The sequence below is a fragment of the Agrobacterium sp. SORGH_AS_0745 genome (genome assembly GCF_030818995.1).
In the GTDB taxonomy this organism is placed as follows: Bacteria; Pseudomonadota; Alphaproteobacteria; order Rhizobiales; family Rhizobiaceae; genus Agrobacterium; species Agrobacterium tumefaciens.
This window is the reverse complement of the sequence record NZ_JAUTBI010000001.1, coordinates 607,123-628,346: the sequence shown is the minus strand read 5'-3', so window position 1 is coordinate 628,346 and position 21,224 is coordinate 607,123. Positions and strand designations below refer to the sequence as shown.

General features: G+C 57.9%; 21 protein-coding genes. 19 read left to right on the top strand and 2 right to left on the bottom strand.

Features of this window, described 5'->3' with window-relative positions; translation table 11 throughout:
- The first annotated feature begins 116 nt into the window (after window positions 1-116).
- Together QE432_RS02775 and QE432_RS02770 are read left to right on the top strand one after the other, a co-directional pair.
- Window positions 117-1,097, top strand: a complete 981-nt coding sequence (locus QE432_RS02775; RefSeq protein WP_019566822.1) for an alpha/beta fold hydrolase — start codon at window positions 117-119, stop codon at window positions 1,095-1,097.
- A 75-nt stretch (window positions 1,098-1,172) separates the two neighbouring features.
- Window positions 1,173-1,883, top strand: coding sequence for a gamma-glutamylcyclotransferase (locus tag QE432_RS02770; RefSeq protein ID WP_025595163.1), 711 nt, complete (start codon window positions 1,173-1,175; stop codon window positions 1,881-1,883).
- On the opposite strand, the gene QE432_RS02765 is transcribed toward QE432_RS02770, so the two are convergent.
- A complete protein-coding gene (locus QE432_RS02765; RefSeq protein ID WP_306623336.1) occupies window positions 1,870-2,769 on the bottom strand; it encodes a LysR family transcriptional regulator in 900 nt (299 codons plus the stop codon). The genes QE432_RS02770 and QE432_RS02765 overlap by 14 nt on opposite strands.
- Window positions 2,770-2,889: 120 nt before the next feature.
- On the opposite strand from QE432_RS02765, the gene QE432_RS02760 reads away from it, so the two are divergent.
- The 17 genes from QE432_RS02760 to QE432_RS02680 all read left to right on the top strand — a co-directional run bounded on the left by QE432_RS02760 (window position 2,890) and on the right by QE432_RS02680 (window position 20,695).
- On the top strand, window positions 2,890-3,822 hold the full coding sequence (locus tag QE432_RS02760; RefSeq protein WP_003519234.1) for a VOC family protein: 933 nt from the start codon (window positions 2,890-2,892) through the stop codon (window positions 3,820-3,822).
- Window positions 3,823-3,879: 57 nt separating this feature from the next.
- Window positions 3,880-4,800 (top strand): LysR family transcriptional regulator, encoded by a 921-nt coding sequence (locus QE432_RS02755; RefSeq protein WP_025595162.1) that lies wholly within the window; start codon window positions 3,880-3,882, stop codon window positions 4,798-4,800.
- 720 nt (window positions 4,801-5,520) lie between these two features.
- Window positions 5,521-6,210 (top strand): hydrolase, encoded by a 690-nt coding sequence (locus tag QE432_RS02750; protein ID WP_013762171.1) that lies wholly within the window; start codon window positions 5,521-5,523, stop codon window positions 6,208-6,210.
- 62 nt (window positions 6,211-6,272) lie between these two features.
- Window positions 6,273-6,560, top strand: a complete 288-nt coding sequence (locus QE432_RS02745; RefSeq protein WP_003519470.1) for a XapX domain-containing protein — start codon at window positions 6,273-6,275, stop codon at window positions 6,558-6,560.
- Complete coding sequence (locus tag QE432_RS02740; protein ID WP_013762172.1) at window positions 6,560-8,542, top strand: amidohydrolase; 1,983 nt, start codon at window positions 6,560-6,562, stop codon at window positions 8,540-8,542. Before QE432_RS02745 ends, QE432_RS02740 begins: the two co-directional genes overlap by 1 nt.
- Window positions 8,543-8,715: 173 nt before the next feature.
- Entirely contained in the window at window positions 8,716-9,159 is a 444-nt protein-coding gene (locus tag QE432_RS02735) for a DoxX family protein (RefSeq protein WP_003519413.1), read from the top strand.
- Window positions 9,156-10,754, top strand: a complete 1,599-nt coding sequence (locus QE432_RS02730) for an MFS transporter (RefSeq protein ID WP_306623330.1) — start codon at window positions 9,156-9,158, stop codon at window positions 10,752-10,754. Before QE432_RS02735 ends, QE432_RS02730 begins: the two co-directional genes overlap by 4 nt.
- A gap of 112 nt (window positions 10,755-10,866) precedes the next feature.
- On the top strand, window positions 10,867-11,175 hold the full coding sequence (locus QE432_RS02725; protein ID WP_141566664.1) for a hypothetical protein: 309 nt from the start codon (window positions 10,867-10,869) through the stop codon (window positions 11,173-11,175).
- Window positions 11,176-11,369: 194 nt separating this feature from the next.
- On the top strand, window positions 11,370-11,546 hold the full coding sequence (locus QE432_RS02720) for a hypothetical protein (RefSeq protein WP_003518350.1): 177 nt from the start codon (window positions 11,370-11,372) through the stop codon (window positions 11,544-11,546).
- Between the two features lie 218 nt (window positions 11,547-11,764).
- A complete protein-coding gene (gene paoA, locus QE432_RS02715) occupies window positions 11,765-12,403 on the top strand; it encodes an aldehyde dehydrogenase iron-sulfur subunit PaoA (protein ID WP_003518348.1) in 639 nt (212 codons plus the stop codon).
- Complete coding sequence (locus tag QE432_RS02710; RefSeq protein WP_003518347.1) at window positions 12,400-13,350, top strand: FAD binding domain-containing protein; 951 nt, start codon at window positions 12,400-12,402, stop codon at window positions 13,348-13,350. The genes paoA and QE432_RS02710 overlap by 4 nt, the downstream gene beginning before the upstream one ends.
- 5 nt (window positions 13,351-13,355) lie before the next feature.
- Window positions 13,356-15,554: an aldehyde oxidoreductase molybdenum-binding subunit PaoC gene (gene paoC, locus QE432_RS02705; RefSeq protein WP_038494776.1), complete on the top strand. Its 2,199-nt coding sequence runs from the start codon at window positions 13,356-13,358 to the stop codon at window positions 15,552-15,554.
- A complete protein-coding gene (locus QE432_RS02700; protein WP_306623326.1) occupies window positions 15,544-16,503 on the top strand; it encodes an XdhC family protein in 960 nt (319 codons plus the stop codon). Before paoC ends, QE432_RS02700 begins: the two co-directional genes overlap by 11 nt.
- Window positions 16,504-16,535: 32 nt before the next feature.
- Complete coding sequence (locus QE432_RS02695) at window positions 16,536-17,141, top strand: nucleotidyltransferase family protein (protein ID WP_306623323.1); 606 nt, start codon at window positions 16,536-16,538, stop codon at window positions 17,139-17,141.
- Window positions 17,142-17,279: 138 nt separating this feature from the next.
- Window positions 17,280-17,585, top strand: coding sequence for a putative quinol monooxygenase (locus tag QE432_RS02690; protein WP_035252727.1), 306 nt, complete (start codon window positions 17,280-17,282; stop codon window positions 17,583-17,585).
- Window positions 17,586-17,884: 299 nt separating this feature from the next.
- Window positions 17,885-18,871: a GlxA family transcriptional regulator gene (locus tag QE432_RS02685; RefSeq protein ID WP_306623320.1), complete on the top strand. Its 987-nt coding sequence runs from the start codon at window positions 17,885-17,887 to the stop codon at window positions 18,869-18,871.
- Window positions 18,872-18,937: 66 nt separating this feature from the next.
- Window positions 18,938-20,695, top strand: coding sequence for a putative bifunctional diguanylate cyclase/phosphodiesterase (locus QE432_RS02680; protein ID WP_306623317.1), 1,758 nt, complete (start codon window positions 18,938-18,940; stop codon window positions 20,693-20,695).
- Window positions 20,696-20,756: 61 nt separating this feature from the next.
- On the opposite strand, the gene QE432_RS02675 is transcribed toward QE432_RS02680, so the two are convergent.
- Entirely contained in the window at window positions 20,757-20,960 is a 204-nt protein-coding gene (locus tag QE432_RS02675) for a cold-shock protein (RefSeq protein WP_003518333.1), read from the bottom strand.
- Window positions 20,961-21,224 lie beyond the last annotated feature (264 nt).

Genomic DNA, 21,224 nt, shown 5'->3' with positions numbered 1-21,224 from the left:
ACAAACTATGAATTATTAGTTCAATTGTTGTGCCCGCGACTTGGTAGCAATATCCACGCATCAGACGAGCAACGGCGTCGCCTGAAACACGAAACCATACATTTGCAGGACGTGAGATGACCCAGAACGACTTTTCCATAACGCGCCGTGGCGCACTGCTTTCAGTTGGTGCAGCCGCAGCGGCGATGGCCATTTCACCCGTATTCACCTTCGCAGCAAACGCTGCCCCCACCAACACATCAATCGAAGGAAACAAGACCATGGGTACTATCACCACCAAGGACGGCGTCGAAATATTCTACAAGGATTGGGGCTCCAAGGATGCTCAGCCCATCGTATTTCATCACGGCTGGCCGTTATCGTCTGACGACTGGGATGCCCAGATGCTGTTCTTCCTCGCCAACGGTTACCGGGTCGTTGCCCATGATCGCCGTGGCCACGGACGCTCTGCCCAGGTCTCCGAAGGGCATGATATGGACCACTATGCCGCCGACGCTTTCGCTGTCGTCGAAGCGCTGGATCTGAAAAATGCCGTGCATATCGGCCATTCCACCGGCGGTGGCGAAGTGGCACGCTATGTGGCGAAGTTTGGTCAGCCGGCCGGTCGTGTCGCCAAGGCCGTTCTGGTATCGGCAGTCCCGCCGCTGATGCTGAAGACCGCAGCCAATCCCGAAGGCCTGCCGATCGAAGTGTTCGACGGCTTCCGTTCGGCGCTGGCGGCCAATCGGGCGCAATTCTTCCGCGATGTCCCGGCCGGCCCGTTCTACGGTTTTAACCGCGATGGCGCCAAGGTTCAGGAAGGCGTAATACAGAATTGGTGGCGCCAGGGCATGATGGGCGGTGCAAAGGCGCACTATGATGGCATCAAGGCCTTCTCCGAAACCGACCAGACGGAAGATCTGAAGGCAATCACGGTGCCGACGCTCGTTCTCCACGGCGAAGACGATCAGATCGTTCCAATCGCGGATTCTGCACTGAAGTCCGCCAAGCTGCTGAAGAATGGTTCGCTGAAGACCTATCCCGGCTTCTCGCATGGCATGCTGACCGTGAATGCCGATGTGCTGAACGCCGATCTTCTGGCATTCATTCGATCCTGACGATAAGAGGTGGCCGTGGCGGAACCTGCCACGGCCACTGATGCAATCCTTGCCGTACTACCGATCGAGACGACGATGCAGTTGACGCCCGAGCTTGTAGCCCTGACCATCAGAGACGTCCGTGACGACGGCCCAGAGCCGGGCTGGACGCCGTTATCTGAAACAGAACTTGACGCTCTGGTTGCCGCTATCGAGCGTGAAGCCGATAGCGATCCAATCTGGGTGTTTGCATACGGTTCCCTGATCTGGAATCCTGAGTTCAAGCCAGCCGGCAGGCGACGTGCCACCGCCCATGGCTGGCATCGTTCGTTTTCCCTGAAAATCGAGCGCTGGCGGGCAACGAGCGCACAGCCAGGTCTGATGATGGCGCTTGAGCGTGGTGGACAGTGCGACGGCGTCATCCTGCAACTCTCGTCCGAGCGGCGGCGTGACGACCTTCGAGCTCTCGTCGCCCGCGAAATCAGGTATCGGGAAGTCATCGACATGGTGCGCTGGGTAAAGGTCAAAACGCCTGACGGCATCCAGAAGGCTCTGACATTCTGGGCGAGCACAAAGCGCGCGGGTCTGACGGCGCCGCTACCGGTGGAAACGACGGCAAAACTGATCGCCAGCGCCTGCGGAGAGGGCGGTTCCTGCGCCCAGTATCTGCACAACACGATCGTCGATCTTCAGGCAGAGGGCATTCGCGATCGAAACCTCTGGCAGTTACAGGCGCGGGTCGCGGCCGAGATCTCCGCACAGCAAGGACGCTGTGGCGGGACAGTCCGGGATATCAATCAAGCATGACCATCTGCGCCGCAACCTGCTCCTCGAAGAATTTGGAGAAGGATGCAATGCGGGGAGGCAGAGCCTGATAGGGCGGGTAGTAAAGGGTCAACCACAGATCGGGTGGGGCCCAGCCCTTGAAGACATGCACGAGGCGCCCACTCTTGAGGTGTTCCGAGACATGAAAGTTCGGCAGCATGGCAACGCCTGCTCCATCTGCGGCCATGTCGGCCAGAACCTCACCATTATTGGCGCTGAAGGCGCGCCCTGCCGATATCGTCATGCTCGAGCCGCCGTCCGAGAGCACCCAGTTCTCTCGCCGGCTTTCGCCGCTATAGGCGAGGCAATCGTCTGGCGTCAACTCGTTCGGATGCTGCATCTCGACAAACCGGCTTCCCGGTGCCGCAACCAGAATGCGCGGCACGACGCGGATTTTCCTCCATATCGTGAACTTGTCCGATGGCTGAGACGAGATGCGGATCGCCAGATCGTAGTCATCATCAACGATATTCACCAGTCCGTCGGACAGTGATATCTCGAAGCCCATCTTCGGGTACCGCTCTTTGAAGCCGGAGAGGATCGGTGGGAGCACCGCCTTGCCAAACCACGTCGGCGCACTGATCCTGAGACGCCCTTCGTCGGATTTGTGAGCGTTCATCACGTCGCGGCGCGCTTCTTCAAGTGTCTTCACCGCCGGCTGAATCTGGGCGGCGAAGATCGCACCGTCTGTTGTCAGCGACACTTGCCGGGTCGTACGGACAAACAGCTGAACGCCGAGTTCGGCTTCAAGTGCGGCAATAGCCCTTGTGACTGCAGCCGGCGTCATGTCGAGTTCGCGGGCAACCTGGGCGAAATTTCGCTTTTCGGCCGCAAGGAGGAAGGTTCGCAGAGCTTTGTAATCGTTCATTGGGATTGTTTCAAAAAGAGCAACGCAGTCGAAATGAATATTGCAATTCTCTGGCGTGATCAATCGGCCTAGATATTCGTCAACAGCCAAACACTAACGGCGACATTGAAAGGCAAGGACATGATCAAGGATATCAAGGGACTGCATCACGTAACCTCAATGGCTTCGGATGCGCGTCAGAACAATCGCTTCTTCACCGACACACTGGGCCTGCGTCGCGTCAAGCAGACCGTTAACTTCGACGACCCGAACGTCTACCACCTTTATTATGGTGACGAGAACGGCTCCGCAGGCACCGTCATGACCTACTTCCCGTTCCCGAACATGATGCTGGGTCGTCCCGGTGTTGGTGAGGTCGGGGAAACCCAGTTCTCCGTGCCAAAGGGCGCATTGAAATTCTGGCAGGATCGGTTTACCGCACACGGTGTCGATGGCTTGAAAACTGACACCGTCTTTGGCGCCAACAGACTTCAATTCATGGGTCCGGACGGCGACAGTCTGGCGCTGATTGAATCTGCCGATGACAACCGCGCGCCGTGGCTGGCGGACGGCATTCCGGGCGATGCAGCTATCCGCGGTTTTGCCGGCGCCCGGTTCAGCCTGCACGATACTGCCGCGACAGAAGAGCTTCTGGGTTTCATGGGGTATCAACGCGCCGAGAAGGAAGGTGACGTGACCCGCTTTATCATTCCCAATGGAAACGGCGCCGATACGATTGATGTCGCAGCACTGCCGAAAACGTCGTTTGCCCGTCAGGGCGCCGGTTCGGTTCACCATATCGCCTTTGCCGTCGAAAACCGCGAAAAGCAACTCGAAGTTCGCAAGGCACTGATGGACACGGGTTATCAGGTTACGCCCGTCATTGACCGCGATTATTTCTGGGCAATCTACTTCCGCACACCAGGCGGCGTGTTGTTCGAGATTGCCACGAACGAGCCGGGGTTTGACCGGGACGAGGACACGGCACATCTGGGCGAGGCGCTTAAGTTGCCGAGCCGGTATGAAGCGTTCCGTGACCAGATCCAGGCAAATCTCGAGCCGCTGACTGCCTAACAACCCCCGCTCACTGGTGTCTGTGGCAACTGATCGGGCTTCTATGGAGAAATGCCAATGGATCAATTGGGAGCAATCAGAGCCTTTGTTCGCGTCGTCGAGGCCGGATCCTTTGCAAAGGCTGCCAGCACGATGGGTGCGCCACGGTCCACCGTGAGCAAGCTTGTTCAGGATCTTGAGGCCAGCTTGAGCCTCAAATTGCTGGAACGAACGACACGTTCACTCACGGTGACACCCGAGGGCGTTGCTTATTACGAGCGCGCCCTCCGGCTGATCGCCGATTTCGATGAAATGAACAACGAGGCGACCCGCGGGCGCCTTGCCACCAGGGGAAAACTTCGTGTTGACGTAGGAGGGACCTTCGCTAATACGATTCTGATCCCTCGGTTGCCAGAGTTTTACGCGCTCTATCCAGAGATCGAGTTGCACCTTGGTGTGACAGAACGTCAGGCCGACATCGTTGAAGAGGGAATAGATTGCGTCATTCGTGCCGGAGATCTGCCCAGCGCATCTCTTGTTGCGAAGAAACTATGCAGCGTCGAGATAGTAACCTGCGCCACCCCGGCGTACCTCGAAAAATACGGCGTGCCAGCTTCGCCATCGGATCTGCAGCGTGATCATGTTTTCGTTCAGTACTTTTTCGCGCGGAGCCTGAAGGCCGCACCAGTGCGATTGATGAATGGTGACGAGAAAATAGAAATCTATAGCCCCATCAAGCTCTCCACCAGTGATGCGACTGCGCATTTGCATGGAATATTGGCGGGGCTGGGTATTGGACAGACATTTGAATTCTTGGCACGCGCCCACATCGCTCGCGGCGCACTGGTCCCCATCCTGCAAGATTGGGCGCCACCACGTTATCCTGTTCACATAGTTAGGCCAGCGGGCCGGTTTCCGAGCGTGAAGTATCGGGTATTTGCAGACTGGGTTGCGGGCGTGTTTTCTGCCTACGACGAGGGTACCGCCACGTCCGGATAGCTTTATCCATATCCATGGATAGTTACTCCACAACGGCGGGCTTCTCCACGTTCTCCTTTGACGATATCCCACGGCTGATGTGAGCCCGTGGCTCTATCCCGAATGGGAGTAGGCTGTGACAGGCTTGGCTCCTTGGTCGCACGAACCCACCTGCAATTTGGAATAACGGTTGTTCAGATCAAGTATAAGGCGACGTGATCGCGATATGGGGCGTCAATGCCAACGGTGACCCGCCATCTTGTCGCGTCAATACTTAACGGCAGACTGCCAAGCATTACGCGGCTCCCACACCGCGCAACCGTTGTTCACTGGCAGTGCCGCGCAGAGCAAATTCAGCCAAATCGCTTCCCACCGAACAGCGAAACCAAGGACGCTGCAGAGGTCTTCAACGCCGACTCTGCGCATCAAATTTCCTTCAGAAGTTTTCGGAACGCGTGGCCGCGTATCGCAGCCCCGTGCGAAGTCCGCAGCTCAGCCGGATCGCGAGATTATTGTTGCGATAAAAGCAATTCATTCGCAATTAATATTGCAATTCTACGGGGTCGCAAGTCGCGCTACCTTTTCTATCAGCAGCCGAGGCAGCAAGCGACAGAAAGCATCGGTTTCAACCTCCCGACGGTATTGGAAGCTCTGTCCCTGGGCACGGCATCCGACCGAAAGGTCCTGCTCATTTCATAACCGGCCGCATTCGCGGTCCAAAACAACCGAAGAGGAATTGACATGTCCAAGCTTGAAGTTCTTACCCCCGCCAACAGCCAGCTCATTTTCATCGATCAGCAGCCGCAGATGGCATTCGGCGTTCAGTCTATCGACCGCCAGACCCTGAAGAACAACGTTGTTGGCTTGGCCAAGGCTGCCAAGATTTTCAACGTGCCAACCACGATTACCACGGTTGAGACCGAGAGCTTCTCCGGCAACACCTTCCCCGAACTTTTGGCCGTCTATCCGCAGAATGACATCCTTGAACGCACCTCGATGAACTCCTGGGATGATCAGAACGTACGCGATGCGCTGGCAAAGAATGCTGCCAACGGCCGCAAGAAGATTGTCGTCTCCGGTCTGTGGACCGAAGTCTGCAACACGACCTTTGCACTCTCTGCTTTGCATGACGTTCCGGAGTACGAAATCTACATGGTCGCCGACGCTTCCGGCGGCACCTCTTCCGATGCGCACAAATATGCAATGGACCGCATGGTGCAGGCTGGCGTCATACCCGTCACCTGGCAGCAGGTCTTGCTCGAATGGCAGCGCGACTGGGCTCGCAAGGAAACCTACGATGCGGTCACCACACTTGTGAAGGAGCATTCCGGCGCTTACGGCATGGGCATCGATTACGCAGTCACCCACGTCCACGGCGGTGCCGAACGCGTCAGCCATGGGAAGCGCATCGGCCCGAACCCCGCGAAGTAAGCCAGATCAACCGCTCCGGTGACGCATCGGAGCGGTTGTCCGTTTTAACGAGGATGACTCTCATGAAAATCTATCTTCTGTCTCTTGGCGCGGGTCTGCTGGTCGGCATCGTCTACAGCCTGCTCAACGTGCGTTCGCCTGCTCCGCCGGTTATCGCGCTTGTCGGCCTGCTCGGCATTCTCGTCGGTGAGCAGATCATCCCGCTCGCCAAATCGCTCTGGAGCAAGGAGCCGGCAGCGGTTTCCTGGCTCCAGCAGGTGAAGCCCCACATGTTCGGTCACATGCCGAAGGGCGGAAATTCTCCGGAGATTGCCCATCGTTCGCAAACCAATTTGGAGGAGCGGAGCTGATGACGACGCGCCGAACCTTCCTTGGAGCGGCCTCGAGCCTGGCGTTTTCGAACCTCTTCTCAAAGGCCAATGCCGCCGATCCCAACCAGACCGGAATAGATACCATGCACCCAGACCTGATCCTCCATAACGGTCGTTTCACGACCCTTGACCGCACCAATCCAAACGCGACCGCGGTCGCCATCAAGGATGGACTGTTTCTTGAAGTCGGTTCGGACAGCGAGGTCATGTCCCTTGCTGGTTCCAACACCAGGATCGTCGATCTCAAGGGCAAGCGCGTCCTGCCCGGCCTCATCGATAACCATACCCACGTTGTGCGTGGCGGGCTAAACTACAATATGGAATTGCGCTGGGACGGCGTGCGCTCGCTGGCAGATGCAATGGACATGCTCAAGCGCCAGGTGGCGATAACGCCAGCCCCGCAATGGGTGCGTGTTGTCGGCGGCTTCACCGAACACCAGTTTGCGGAGAAGCGTCTGCCGACGATTGAGGAGATCAACGCGGTCGCGCCAGATACCCCAGTATTTCTGCTGCACCTCTATGACCGCGCGCTCTTGAACGGTGCTGCACTGCGCGCCGTCGGTTACACCCGCGATACGCCCAATCCACCCGGTGGCGAAATCACCCGTGATGCCAACGGCAATCCGACTGGTCTGTTGCTGGCCAAGCCTAATGCCGGCATTCTCTATTCCACCCTTGCCAAGGGACCCAAACTGCCTCTCGACTATCAGGTCAACTCCACCCGCCATTTCATGCGTGAGCTCAATCGTCTTGGCGTAACGGGTGTGATTGATGCAGGCGGTGGCTTCCAGAACTACCCTGATGACTACGAGGTCATTCAAAAACTCTCTGACGAGAACCAGATGACGGTGCGTCTGGCCTATAATCTCTTTACCCAGAAGCCCAAGGAAGAAAAGCAAGACTTTCTCAACTGGACGTCTTCGGTCAAATACAAGCAGGGCAACGACTATTTCCGTCACAACGGTGCCGGCGAAATGCTGGTCTTCTCCGCGGCGGACTTCGAGGACTTTCGCCAGCCACGTCCGGAAATGGCGCCGGAAATGGAAGGCGAACTTGAAGAAGTGGTGCGCGTTCTGGCCGAGAACCGTTGGCCATGGCGCATGCACGCCACGTATGACGAGACAATCTCCCGTTCGCTTGATGTCTTCGAGAAGGTCAACAAGGACATTCCGCTTGAAGGTTTGAACTGGTTCTTCGACCATGCGGAAACCATCTCGGACCGGTCCATCGACCGCATTGCGGCCCTTGGTGGCGGCATCGCAACCCAGCATCGCATGGCCTATCAGGGCGAATATTTTGTCGAGCGATATGGCCAAGGCGTTGCCGAAGCGACCCCACCGATCCGAAAGATGCTCGACAAGGGCGTCAACGTTTCCGCCGGCACGGATGCGACCCGCGTCGCCTCCTACAACCCCTGGGTCTCGTTGTCCTGGATGGTGACCGGCAAGACGGTTGGTGGCATGCAACTCTATCCGCGTGCCAACTGCCTTGATCGCGAGACGGCTCTGCGGATGTGGACTGAAAAAGTCACATGGTTTTCGAATGAAGAAGGCAAGAAAGGCCGTATCGAGAAAGGCCAGTTCGCCGACCTTGTCGTTCCCGACAAGGACTTCTTCTCCTGCGCCGAAGACGAGATCTCGTTCCTGGTATCGGAGCTGACCATGGTTGGCGGCAAAATCGTCTATGGAGCGGGTGACTTCAAAACGCTCGACGAGAACGACGTGCCGCCTGCAATGCCCGACTGGTCTCCAGTCCGCAAGTTCGGCGGATATGCGGCATGGGGCGAGCCGGAAGGTGCTGGCGCGCGTTCTCTAAGGCGCACGGCTATCTCGACCTGTGGCTGCGCCAGCGATTGCGGCGTGCATGGTCACGACCATGCGGGAGCCTGGACCTCGAAACTTCCGATCGCCGACCTCAAGGGTTTCTTCGGCGCTCTTGGCTGCTCTTGCTGGGCAGTCTGATCGTGCCCTCGCTTGGGCGACTTCTGTTCGCCCAAGCGATCCGACCCTATAATTGCAATATTGGCAATTAAATCGAAACTATTGCTGCAATTGTTGGCAGAGCGATCACCGGCCAATATCGCTCCATCAAACGCGGCCGCTCGATCACGTCAGCGACCAAAAAGGAGCAGGATATGACCTACCAATCCCCTATATCGAATTCGGCCTTGAGCGGACTTGCACGCGTCGTCGGCTCTCCCATTACGAGAACTGTATCGCTGCTTGCTCTCTGCGCTGCCTACATCCAGGGTCCACTCACCAAGATTTTCGATTTCAATGGCGCGCTTGCTGAGATGAATCATTTCGGTCTGCGCCCTGCTGCTCTCTTTGCCGTCGTCGTCATCGTGTTCGAGCTTACGGCCTCCGCGATGGTGGTCTCGGGCTTCCTGCGCTGGGCAGGCGCGCTCGCACTTGCAGGCTTTACGCTTCTCGCAACGTTCATTGCTCTTCGCTTCTGGGAAATGGCGCCCGGCATGGACCGCATGATGGCAACGAACGCCTTCTTCGAACACGTCGGTCTGGCCGGTGCATTCATCTTCGTTGCAGCGGCCGACCTTGCAAAGGGAGCGGGTAAATGAGCGCCGCGAAAACATCCGGGGGCACTTTTGCTCCTCTCGCACAGCCCGTCTTCGCGGTCCTGTGGATTGCAACGGTTCTCGGCAATACCGGAAGCTTCATGCGCGATGTCGCAAGCTCATGGCTGATGACGGACCTCTCGGCATCGCCTGCTGCAGTCGCCATGGTTCAGGCGGCCGGAACATTGCCGATCTTCCTGCTTGCCATTCCGGCAGGCGTTCTCACCGACATTCTGGATCGCCGCAAGTTCCTGATTGCGGTCCAGCTCCTGCTGGCCTCCGTAAGTATCTCGCTGATGGTCCTCTCGCAGACAGGCATGCTTTCCGTGAGCGCACTGATCGGCCTGACCTTCCTCGGCGGCGTTGGTGCCGCATTGATGGGCCCGACCTGGCAGGCGATTGTTCCTGAACTGGTGAGACGCGAGGACGTGAAGAGCGCTGTCGCTCTCAACTCCCTCGGCATCAATATCGCTCGTTCCATCGGCCCAGCTGCTGGCGGTTTGCTTTTGGCAGCGTTCGGGGCGGGGATCACCTATGGCGCAGACGTTGCAAGCTACATCTTCGTTATCGCGGCTCTGGTGTGGTGGCCACGTGCCAAAAACGCCAACGACGCTCTACAAGAGAACTTCTTCGGTGCGTTCAGGGCTGGCCTACGTTACACTCGCTCAAGCCGCCCCCTGCATGTCGTCCTTCTTCGTGCCGCCATCTTCTTCGCATTCGCCAGTGCCGTCTGGGCACTTCTTCCGCTGGTTGCCCGTCAACTGCTGGGTGGTGATGCCAGCTTCTACGGTATTCTGCTTGGTGCGGTCGGCGCCGGTGCGATCGGTGGAGCATTGGTCATGCCGAGGCTACGCGAACGCCTGAGCTCGGATGGTCTGCTTCTTGGCGCAGCGGTGATCACCGCAGTTGTCATGGGTGTCCTTTCGCTCGCCCCGCCGAAGATCGTCGCCATTATCGCTCTTCTGTTCCTCGGTGGTGCTTGGATCACCGCCCTTACGACCCTGAACGGCGCAGCCCAGGCTGTTCTGCCCAATTGGGTGCGTGGGCGTGGCCTCGCTGTCTATCTGACCGTATTCAACGGAGCCATGACGGCGGGCAGCCTCGGCTGGGGTGCTGTGGGCGAAGCCGTTGGAATTCAGACGACATTGCTTATCGGTGCAGCTGGCTTGCTCGTTGCAGGGTTCATCATGCACCGCGTAAAGCTCCCGGCTGGTGACGCCGACATGGTGCCGTCCAACCACTGGCCGGAACCGCTGGTCGCCGAGCCTGTTGCTCATGACCGTGGTCCTGTCCTGATCCTCATCGAGTACAAGGTCGAGAAACAGCATCGTTCAGCCTTCCTGCGTGCTCTCGACCACCTGTCTCAAGAACGCCGCCGCGATGGTGCCTATGGGTGGGGTGTGACGGAAGATTCCGCCGATCCGGAAAAGATCGTCGAGTGGTTCATGGTGGAATCCTGGGCTGAGCACCTCCGCCAGCACAAGCGGGTTTCCAACGCCGATGCAGACGTGCAGGGAAAGGTTCTGACCTACCATGTTGGTCCGGACAAACCCGTCGTTCGTCACTTCCTGACGATCAATCGGCCAGGGGCGGCGTAAATATTCCATAAAAAGGGCGGCTCTGGCCGCCCTTTTTTTATGCCATTTGACGCAGGAAACTTGGAGCCGACTAAACTTTTCTCATTCATCCGTTGTCGTGATAAGGTACCAGATGGATGTCGGCCATCATGCAAGCGGCATCTCAAAACACGAGCGCTATCGCGCCAATCGATTTGGTTTTCTCGCCCATCCTCCCCGCCAGAAAAGCCTGACCAAACGGCGCATATACGGATCGATTAACCGGCTCCTGCTGCATTCGAAGCGAAAAAGCCGCAATCCAGCTTTACAACTGTCTGAAAGACGTGGAGGAGCGTGGCACCGTGAAACATCCTATCCCAGCGCTGTTTGTATGTATGGCGTCGCTCGTCGCCTCAACCGCCCCCGTTTTCGCAAATTGCTTTTCTCTGGTTGGGCGGCCTGAATGGCCGCTCATTGCAGGGGCAGTTTCCTCAGCACAGGTTTGTGAGCAGCTCCCAGCCGGGCCCAACCAAACTCGCAGTTTCCGCGTGCAATCCGCAGAACTTTGCCGTGGCGTGGATCAAAACTCCACTCTCAGAGCTACGGCCATAGTTTACTTGCGAAAGCCCTCCCGACGCGCTTTTCGAGATGCCACCGATGCAGTCGGAGATTGCGGTGATCGTTTCAGTCAACGAAAGAGCATGCAAAATCACCGATGCTCAAATTCAGATCGGCGGTGAGCTGGGAAGCCTGCTGCCCGGCACGGTGGATGCCAGCGAACTCGCGAGGCGCTGGACGGGGTCGCAATTGTCGCAACTCTGCCAGATGCGTTAGTTTTATGAGCGCGTGGTCTACTCCATCTCTCGAAAGACGGCCTGGGTGACAGTGGGCGGCTGACGGTGGCTGCCCCATGGATCGCGTATGCCGATTTATGAGCCTCGCTAATAAGTGTTAGCGAAAAGGCGCATCTAATCATCTTCTTTTGCTTCCCTATGTTGAGATATGGCGTTTCTCCGAGTGCGCCAGGCCATCAACAACGAATGGAGCTGGAGATGAGAGATCACTCACATTTGGAACTTTCGCGGCGGGACTTACTTGTTTCCTCGGCGGCGGCAATTGCTGTCACGGGAGTTGCGGCAAAAGGAGCCGCAGCACAGTCCTCGGGGGAAGAAATGAATTTCAAGACAAGTGTTTCCTTCAAAGTGAACGGCGAGATGCATGATCTCGAACTCGACAATCGCACGAGCTTGCTCGACGCCTTGCGCGAGCACCTTCATCTAACCGGCACAAAGAAAGGCTGCGATCACGGACAGTGCGGCGCTTGTACCGTGATGGTGGATGGACGCCGGATCAATTCGTGCCTGACGTTGGCTGTGATGCACGACGGTGACGAGGTCACCACCATCGAGGGCCTCGGACAGCCTGGAAACCTGCATCCCATGCAAGCCGCGTTCATCAAACACGACGGTTTTCAGTGTGGTTACTGTACTCCCGGACAAATCTGTTCCTCCGTGGCGGTCTTGGAGGAAATTAAGTCGAATATCCCAAGCCACGCCACTGCAGACATTTCCGCAAAGGTGGAAGTCACCGCGGCAGAAGTTCGGGAACGAATGAGCGGAAACATCTGTCGATGCGGCGCCTACTCGAACATTCTCGATGCAATTGCCGAAGTCGGGGGGATCGAAGCATGAGAGCCTTCACATACGAGCGAGCCACAACGGCTCAGGCGGCAGCGAAAGCGGCAGCAGCCAATCCGGAAGCCAAATTCATCGCCGGCGGGACAAATATCCTGGACTTGATGAAGCTGGAGATCGAGCACCCGGCGCATCTCATCGACATCAACGGAGTTGGTCTCGACAAGATCGAAACCACCTCTGATGGCGGTCTGCGCATAGGGGCTCTGGTCCGCAATACCGATCTGGCAAGCGACGAGACTGTCCGTCGCGACTATGGTTTGCTTACCCGCGCCCTGGTCGCCGGGGCATCTGGTCAACTGCGAAACAAGGCCACCACCGCGGGCAATCTCCTACAGCGCACGCGCTGTCCGTATTTCTATGACACCAACCAACCGTGCAACAAGCGGCAGCCGGGAAGCGGATGTTCGGCCCTTGGCGGTTTTTCGCGACAGCATGCAGTCGTTGGAAGCAGCGAATCCTGTATCGCCACTCATCCCAGCGACATGGCTGTTGCGATGAGGGCGCTCGACGCAACCGTCGAAACGGTCAATGGCGACGGCCGTAGCCGCGCAATCCCGATCGCAGACTTTCACAGGCTTCCCGGCGATACCCCACACATCGAGACGGTCCTGGAGCCGGGCGAGTTCATAACTGCGGTCACGCTGCCGAAGCCAATTGGGGGCAAGCATATCTATCGCAAGGTGCGCGATCGGGCCTCCTACGCGTTTGCGCTCGTATCCGTCGCTGCGGTGATCCAGCCGGATGGCACCGGCCGCGTGGCTGTCGGTGGCGTCGCTCACAAACCCTGGCGAACAGGCTCAGGTGACCGGGAGCTGAAGAGCGGTGCAAAAGCCGCAAGCGCGGCACTTCTCGGCGACGCTCGCCCGACGGAGCAAAATCGCTTCAAGATAACCCTCGTGGAACGAACGATCGGTGCGGTGATCGCAGAGGCAAGGGGATAACGACCATGAAATTCGACACACCCGCAATCAACAATCCCATCGACCGGATGAAAGTCGTCGGTCAGCCTATCCCACGCATTGACGGCCAAGAGAAAACGACGGGCCGAGCAATGTATGCCTACGAATGGCACGATCCGAATATTCCTTACGCCTACGGGTATCCGGTCGGTGCCGCGATTGCGAAGGGCCGTATCCGGTCGATATCGACCGACGCCGCAAAGCGGTCCCCCGGCGTTTTGACGGTTGTCACCACCTTGGACGTGGGCAAGCGCGAGAAGGGTAAATTCAACACAGCCAATCTTTTTGGTGGCGATGAAGTCCAGCACTATCACCAGGCGGTGGCAGTGGTCGTCGCAGAAACCTTCGAGCAGGCGCGCGCCGCAGCTTCGCTTGTGACAGTAGAATATGAAACTGCGCCCGGGAGCTTCGATCTCAAGAAGGCCAAGGACAGTGCGGTCAAGCCCGACGAGAAGCAGCAGCCCGACACGGCAGTCGGTGACTTCGAGGGAGCCTTCAAGAGCGCACCGGTCACTCTCGACGAAAGTTATACCACTCCAGATCAGTCACATTCCATGATGGAGCCCCATGCGTCCATCGCTGCGTGGCATGGCGATAAACTGACCGTTTGGACGTCCAGCCAGATGATTGATTGGTGGCGATCCGATCTGGCGACTACACTTGGTATCGACAAGGACAATATCCATTTGATGTCGCCATTCATAGGCGGGGGTTTCGGGGGTAAGCTTTTCTTGCGGGCCGACGCGGTGCTCGCTGCCTTTGCAGCAAAGGCTACTGGACGTCCGGTCAAGGTCGCGCTTCCCCGTCCGTTCATAGCGAACAACACGACGCATCGGCCGGCGACAATCCAGCGTATTCGCATTGGAGCGACACAGGACGGCAAAATCACCGCGATTGCTCACGAAAGCTGGTCGGGTGACCAGCCTGGGGGCCAGCTGGAAACGGCTGTCAATCAGACACGACTGCTCTACGCGGGTGAGAACCGGATGACTGCCATGAGACTGGCCACGCTCCACTTGCCCGAAGGCAATGCGATGCGGGCGCCCGGCGAAGCGCCGGGGTTGATGGCCCTCGAGATCGCCATAGACGAGATAGCCGAAAAGGTGGGCGTCGATCCGGTCGAGTTTCGGATACTCAACGACACTCAGGTCGACCCTGAGAAGCCCGAGCGCGCTTTTACCCAAAGGAACCTGGTCGGCTGTCTCAAGCTCGGGGCGGAACGGTTTGGCTGGAACCAGCGCGGCAAGCCGGGTTCCCGACGCGAAGGAAACTGGCTTATCGGATCGGGTGTTGCAGCCGCTTTGCGCAACAATCTTCTCCTCCCATCCGCAGCAAGGGTTCGGCTCGGCGCTGACGGCATTGCAACGGTTGAAACCGATATGACCGATATCGGGACCGGCAGCTATACCATCATCGCACAAACAGCAGCTGAGATGTTGGGCCTGCCGGTCGATCGAGTAGCCGTCCAGCTGGGCGATTCCCGCTTTCCGGTTTCGGCGGGGTCGGGCGGGCAGTTCGGCGCGAACTGTTCTACCTCCGGCGTCTACGCAGCCTGCGTGAAGCTTCGTGAGGCGGTGGCGCAGAAACTCGGCTTTAACACTGATGACGTCGTGTTCGAGAACGGACAGGTTCGATCAGGAAACCGTTCGGTAGCGCTTACGGAGGCGGCTGCGCCAAACGGCCTTGTTGGCGAGGATGGAATGGAATGGGGCGATCTTTCCGAAGCCCATCAACAGTCAACGTTCGGTGCCCATTTCGTGGAAGTCGGTGTTGACGTGGCCACGGGTGAAACGCGCATTCGACGCATGCTGGCCGTTTGCGCGGCCGGACGGATCCTGAACCCGATAACAGCGCGCAGCCAGGTTATTGGTGCCATGACAATGGGTGTGGGTGGAGCCCTGTCCGAGGAGTTGGCGGTCGATACGAAGCAAGGCTTCTTCGTCAACCACGATCTGGCTGGCTACGAAGTTCCGGTGCATGCTGACATTCCTCATCAGGAAGTGATTTTCATGGACGAAGCAGACCCCATGTCGTCGCCGATGAAGGCCAAGGGCGTTGGCGAGCTTGGTCTCTGCGGGGTTTCTGCAGCTGTCGCCAACGCAATCTACAATGCCACCGGGGTGAGGGTGCGTCACTATCCTGTGACGCTCGACAAGATCATAGGCGGGCTGCCGGATGTTGCATGACGACATCGCCGCCCTTACGGATATCTGTCCTCAGGAGGATATCCAAGCTGCGACAAAGCCGACGCCGGTCAGGTCGTTGCTCACCGATGATACGGAAGAAATATTTGGCTTTGCGATAAGGGAGCTTGCAAAAGGCAGGGTGGCACTTGCCACCCTTGTCGAAATTCGCGGGGGAGCGGCTCGTGCGCTTGGCTCCCATGTCGCCATTGCGGCCGATGGTCGTTTTTGTGGCTATGTGTCGGGGGGCTGCATCGAGGCAGCGGTCGCTTCCGAGGCGCTCGACGCAATGGGCGAGAACAGAGATAGGGAGGTGAAATTCGGATTAGGCTCCCCCTTTTTCGACATTGCCCTGCCGTGCGGTGGTGGAATTACCGTGTCGATCCACGTGCTGCAAAATACCGAGATGTTGAGCGGCGTTCTTGAGCAGCTTTATCAGCGCCGGACCACGGGCCTGTGCTACACGAGGCAGACCCAACAGCTCGAGATCGTCGAGCCGCCATCGCGGGCCGGTTACGCCGACGACCGCTTTTTCACGATCTATCGGCCGCGCACGCGTGTCGTGATTTCCGGTCAAAGTATAGAGGCCGAGAGGGTCGCTGATATAGCCCAATCTTCCGGCTACGAGGTTGTAGCCTGCACAGCGAGCGAAAAGGTTGTGCCCGATATCGATCAGTACACCGCCATTGTTCTTCTCCATCACGACCTCGATGCCGAGCAGGTCGTTCTGCAAGCCGCGTTACGGTCACCCGCATTCTACATCGGCGCCTTGGGGAGCACCCGTACACACCGTAGACGGGTCGATTTCCTTGTAAGCTCCGGTTTCTGCCGGGCAGATACTGATCGGATAAGGGCGCCGATCGGGCTTTTCGGGCCAACCCGCGATGCGAACTCCCTTGCCCTGTCCATCCTTGCCGACATCGCGGCGAGCCGCTTGTCCCTCTATGCGTGAGGTTCGGTGTGGAAGCGGCAGGAGCTAGACGAGTGTCAGTTGCCGTGGTTGTCCTGGCCGCTGGACGATCGAGCAGGATGGCGGGTGCCGGGCACAAGCTTCTTGCGCGTTTTCGGGAAACCAGCCTCGTTCGTCGGGCCGCATTGGCAGCTATTGGGGCCGGCAATCGTTCTGTGGTTGTTGTGACCGGATACCGAAGCTCGGACGTCGAGGCCGAAATTGCAGGGCTCGACCTGATCATCGCGAGAAACTCCAACTTCAGTGACGGAATGGCAAGCTCGATCGTGCTCGGCGTCCAGCGCGCCGCGTTGCAAGCTCCCGACGGGATTATGATCATGCTTGCGGATATGCCGTTGCTTGAACCTGCGGATATTGACGCACTCATCGACGCTTTTGCGGAGAGAAACGGAAAGGCGATTATTCGCGCGGTGTGCGATGGAGATCCGGGAAACCCGGTTGTCTTTCCTCGCGCCGCATTCCCGCAGCTCATGGCGCTTATAGGCGACAGCGGCGCGCGCAAGATAATCACCCAATCTGGTCTCGACGTCATCGATATAGAGATCGGCGAAAGCGCCAAGGTGGACATAGACAACACAGAGCAGCTCGTTGCTTTAGGTGGCGATCCAGAAATCGACTGATCATCGAAACCTCATGTGTGCAGAGGCGTGGATCGCATTTTTACATCGACACCCCTTTTTATTGTCCATCACCGAACATTTGTCGTGCTTAACGCGTTCCTTCAGTTGCGGCACAATGATGTGCCCATGGAGGTGGTCATGACCAAATTCGCGCTTTACGTTCCGCTCGAGGCAATGCCCGGCAAGGAACAGGAGGTCGCCGAGTTTCTGCGATCAGCCTTACCGCTGGTCAATGCAGAGCCCGGCACGATTTCCTGGTATGCGATACAGGGAGGCCCAACTTCGTTTGCAATCTTCGATACGTTCGACGATGAGGACGGTAGGGATGCGCACTTAAATGGCCAAGTCGCTGCAGCCTTGATGGCGAAGGCAGAGGCAGGGGACCTGTTCGCCAAGCCGCCGCAGATACACATGCTGTCTATCCTCGCCGAAAAGCGTTCATAGCCCAGACTATTCGGACCTCATAATGTCGAACAGATGGGCTCAGATCGGCAACAAAATGAGATAATATCTCGTTCACTAATGGCTGGCGGCTGGGATTGCGGTAGCAATCATAAAAGCATCCGTTAGTGGTCGGCAGTTCGAACAAAGTCAGCGCGTGCAGAGTTCTTCCGTCGCTTCGAGCTAATACCTTTGACTTTGACGGACCTTCAGCATTGTGCAACCGTCGCCACATAGACCGGCGTCGGCGCGTAGATCCTCGTCGAGAGCTTTGAGTCCTTTGTGCAGGGAAAGATACTCTCATGCGGATCGTGATCTTCGTTCCAAAGGACGTGCATTCTCTGGAGCTTGCAGGGCTAATGGACGTGTTTGCCGAAGCAAATGCCCGTGTTGAAAAGTTATTCTACGAAGTTGCTGTCTTGGCAGGGCACGAGGGCACGATCCGCTGTGCATCGGGGCTAAAAATCCTGACCGACTGCGCTTTCGATGCGTACCTTGGTAGCCCCGATACATTGCTTGTAGCCGGCAGCGTCGGAGTTCCGCAAAGTCCGGGCGGGCGTGTTGTCGACTGGATTGTTAAAATCGCGGCTCAGGCGCGGCGCTATGGCTCCGTCTGCACAGGGGCATTCGTGCTTGGCGAGGCAGGTCTACTGAAAGACCGGCGTGTTACGACGCACTGGCAGTTCGCGTCACTGTTGGCCGAGCGCTTCCCCGAGACGCGGGTGGAAAGCGACCGGGTTTTTGTGCGTGATGGCGCGATGATCACGTCGGCCGGTTCCAGCGCGGCTATAGATCTCAGCCTTTCCCTCGTCGAGGAGGACTTGGGCCGGGAGATTGCGCTCTACGTTGCTCGCCGACTCGTCGTGTTTCTGAAGCGACCAGGCGATCAGTCGCAGTTCAGCGTGCATCTGGCGGCACAGGCTATCGACCGCAGCCGTCTACACAACGTCCAGCAATATGTTCTGAACCATCCGGCGGCGGACCTCTCTGTCAGCGCCTTGGCGAAGATCGCGGCCATGAGTGTGCGGAACTTTACGCGTGTTTTTTCGCAGGAGGTCGGTATATCGCCATCAGACTATGTCGACCGGACCCGTATCGACGTTGCGCGCTTCCTTTTGGAAGGGAGCCGCCTGCCAATCGCATTGGTGGCAGCGAGAAGTGGTTTTGGATCGACACGCGCGATGCGCCGTGCCTTTGTTTCGCACGCTGGAGTGACGCCGTCCGACTACCGTGATCGCTTTCGGACGTCTGGCGATGGCGCGAGAATCAGTTTGTCCGAAAACGGCTGACGCTTGTCCTGGAACCGCCTCGGCTGCGGGTTGCCCCGTCTGTGTTCGCCGTCCATGGTTCTTGTCATGGAAGAATTCGAAAAACGCATGCAGTCGCACCTCATGCAGCCCGCGCCGGTCATGTCGGACAATGCGCTTCTCAGCTCCGACGCTATCAGGCCAATTCTTGCGACGCTGGTCGAAGAACTAACCGATGGGATCGCGATCGCACAGCGTTTGGGCGCCAATTCGCCTTTGCTCTATGTCAATAAGGCCTTCGAGCATCTGACTGGCTACGCTCGGAACGAGGTCGTCGGGAAAGATTGCCGCTATTTGCAGGGCAACGAGCGCGACCAACAAGAGGTCGTCCACATTCGCGCTGCGATCGAGGCGGCGGAGCCTCTGGACTCAACGCTGCGTAACTATCGAAAGGACGGGTCGGCGTTCTGGAACAGTCTCAGTCTCCGGCCTGCCTGGGTGGGCGAAGAACTATTTTACGTCGGCATACTGCGCGACGTCTCGGCGATTCGCCAGGCGCACACCGCGCTGGATCGTGTCGCGAACCTCGACGCGACCACGGGTTGCCTGAACCGTCAAGCATTTATCCTGGCTACCGAGGAACGTTTCGCAACCAATGCCAAAGCGACGCCCTTGGTCGTGAAGCTGGATGTGATCGGTTTTCACGATTTCAACACGGGATACGGTTTCGAAGTCGGGGATGCCCTGCTTTATGAAACCGGGCGGCGGCTGCGGGACGTGGGAGCTGCCCAGGTGGGACGCATGGGCGCCAATGAGTTCGCTTTGGCTTTTGAGCTCGCGGATGGATCAAGTGCGGATACTATCGTGGCAGCGGTATCCGCTTCGCTTGCCGCTGACTTCGTCGTGCCAGGTGCGAGTGTCTCACTGCGTTTCGCCATCGGCTATGCGGTGGGGCAGCCTCGGGCGAGACCCATTTCGCTGATCCGCAATGCCGGCATCGCCCTGTGGGCCGCCAAGTCCGCCCCTCTGGGTGGTCCGCGACGGTTTCGAGACTCGGATCACGAACAGGCAAGCCGACGCGTGCGAATGACTCGCGAATTGAAGGTCGCGGTCGCGAATGACGAATTTGTGTATCACTTCCAACCCCAGGTAGACCTTGCAACCGGCGAGTGGGTGGGTGCGGAAGCTCTGATACGCTGGAATCATCCTCTGTTTGGCAGCCAGCTCCCCGGAAGTTTCGTCGAGACTGCCGAGCGATCAGGTCTGCTGCTTGATCTGACCGAACGAAGTCTGACGACCGTCGCGGCTTATGCACGGCGCATTAACGCGCATCGCGACAAGGCTTTGCGCTTTGCGGTGAATGTATCCGCCGGGGAGTTCCTGCAGCATCACATGGCCGAAATGCTGGATCGGGTCCTGTGCCTGACCAAGGCCGACCCGGCATGGTTGACGCTTGAGATCACCGAAAGCATGTTCCTCAGCGATACACCCGGCGTGATGGACGCATTTCAGCGGCTGCGACAGAGCGGCGTCGGCCTTTCCGTCGATGACTTCGGCACAGGCTATTCGAACCTGCGCTCGCTCGAAACCTTTCCGGTTACCGAGATCAAGATAGACCGCACCTTTATCAGCGAACTCGCAACGAGGCCGTCCAGAAGGGTGATCGTCCAGGCCGTTATCGATCTTGGACGCGCCCTTGGGTTAACTGTGGTTGCAGAAGGCGTGGAGACCGAGGCCCAGCGCAAAATGCTTCGCGAAATGGGCTGTCCGGTCGGCCAAGGCTACCTTTTCAGCCGTCCCATCGACGCCGAAGTTTTTGCATCCGGCTTGGCACGGATCGGGAGCGACGGGATGGAAACAGCCTAAGGTCAGCGGGAGTCAGGACCGATTTGGCCCCGCGAGTAATCGCGGAGCCAAGAGACGCTGATCAGATGAGGCTGACGTTCTCGGCCTTGGACTTTCCAGTCTTGCGGTCCTGTCCCACATCGTAGCTGACCTTCTGGCCATCCTGAAGAGAACCACCAAACCCTACGGCGGAGATGTGGACGAAGACGTCCGGGCCGCCGTTGTCCGGAGTGATGAAGCCGAAGCCTTTGTCCTGTGCGAAAAATTTGACGGTACCTGTTGCCATGTTATCCTCGTTAATTGAATACGACGCGGTAATACTATTGTTCGATGGCGGTGGCCACAAGGCTTTATGGCCTTCTCGAGCCAAGTCGCCGTGGATGAGTGGTTTTCAAAAACGCCTGTTTTGCGGTCTCAGTCACGATCAGCACGCGATCTGTTGAATTTCAGCACGAATTAATTCGTATTTCCATTCTGCTCCCGCGCACAAAAATTGAAGCAACGAGTTGCTTATGAACAAATTTGTCTCGTTGAGCGGGCCTGATCTTGA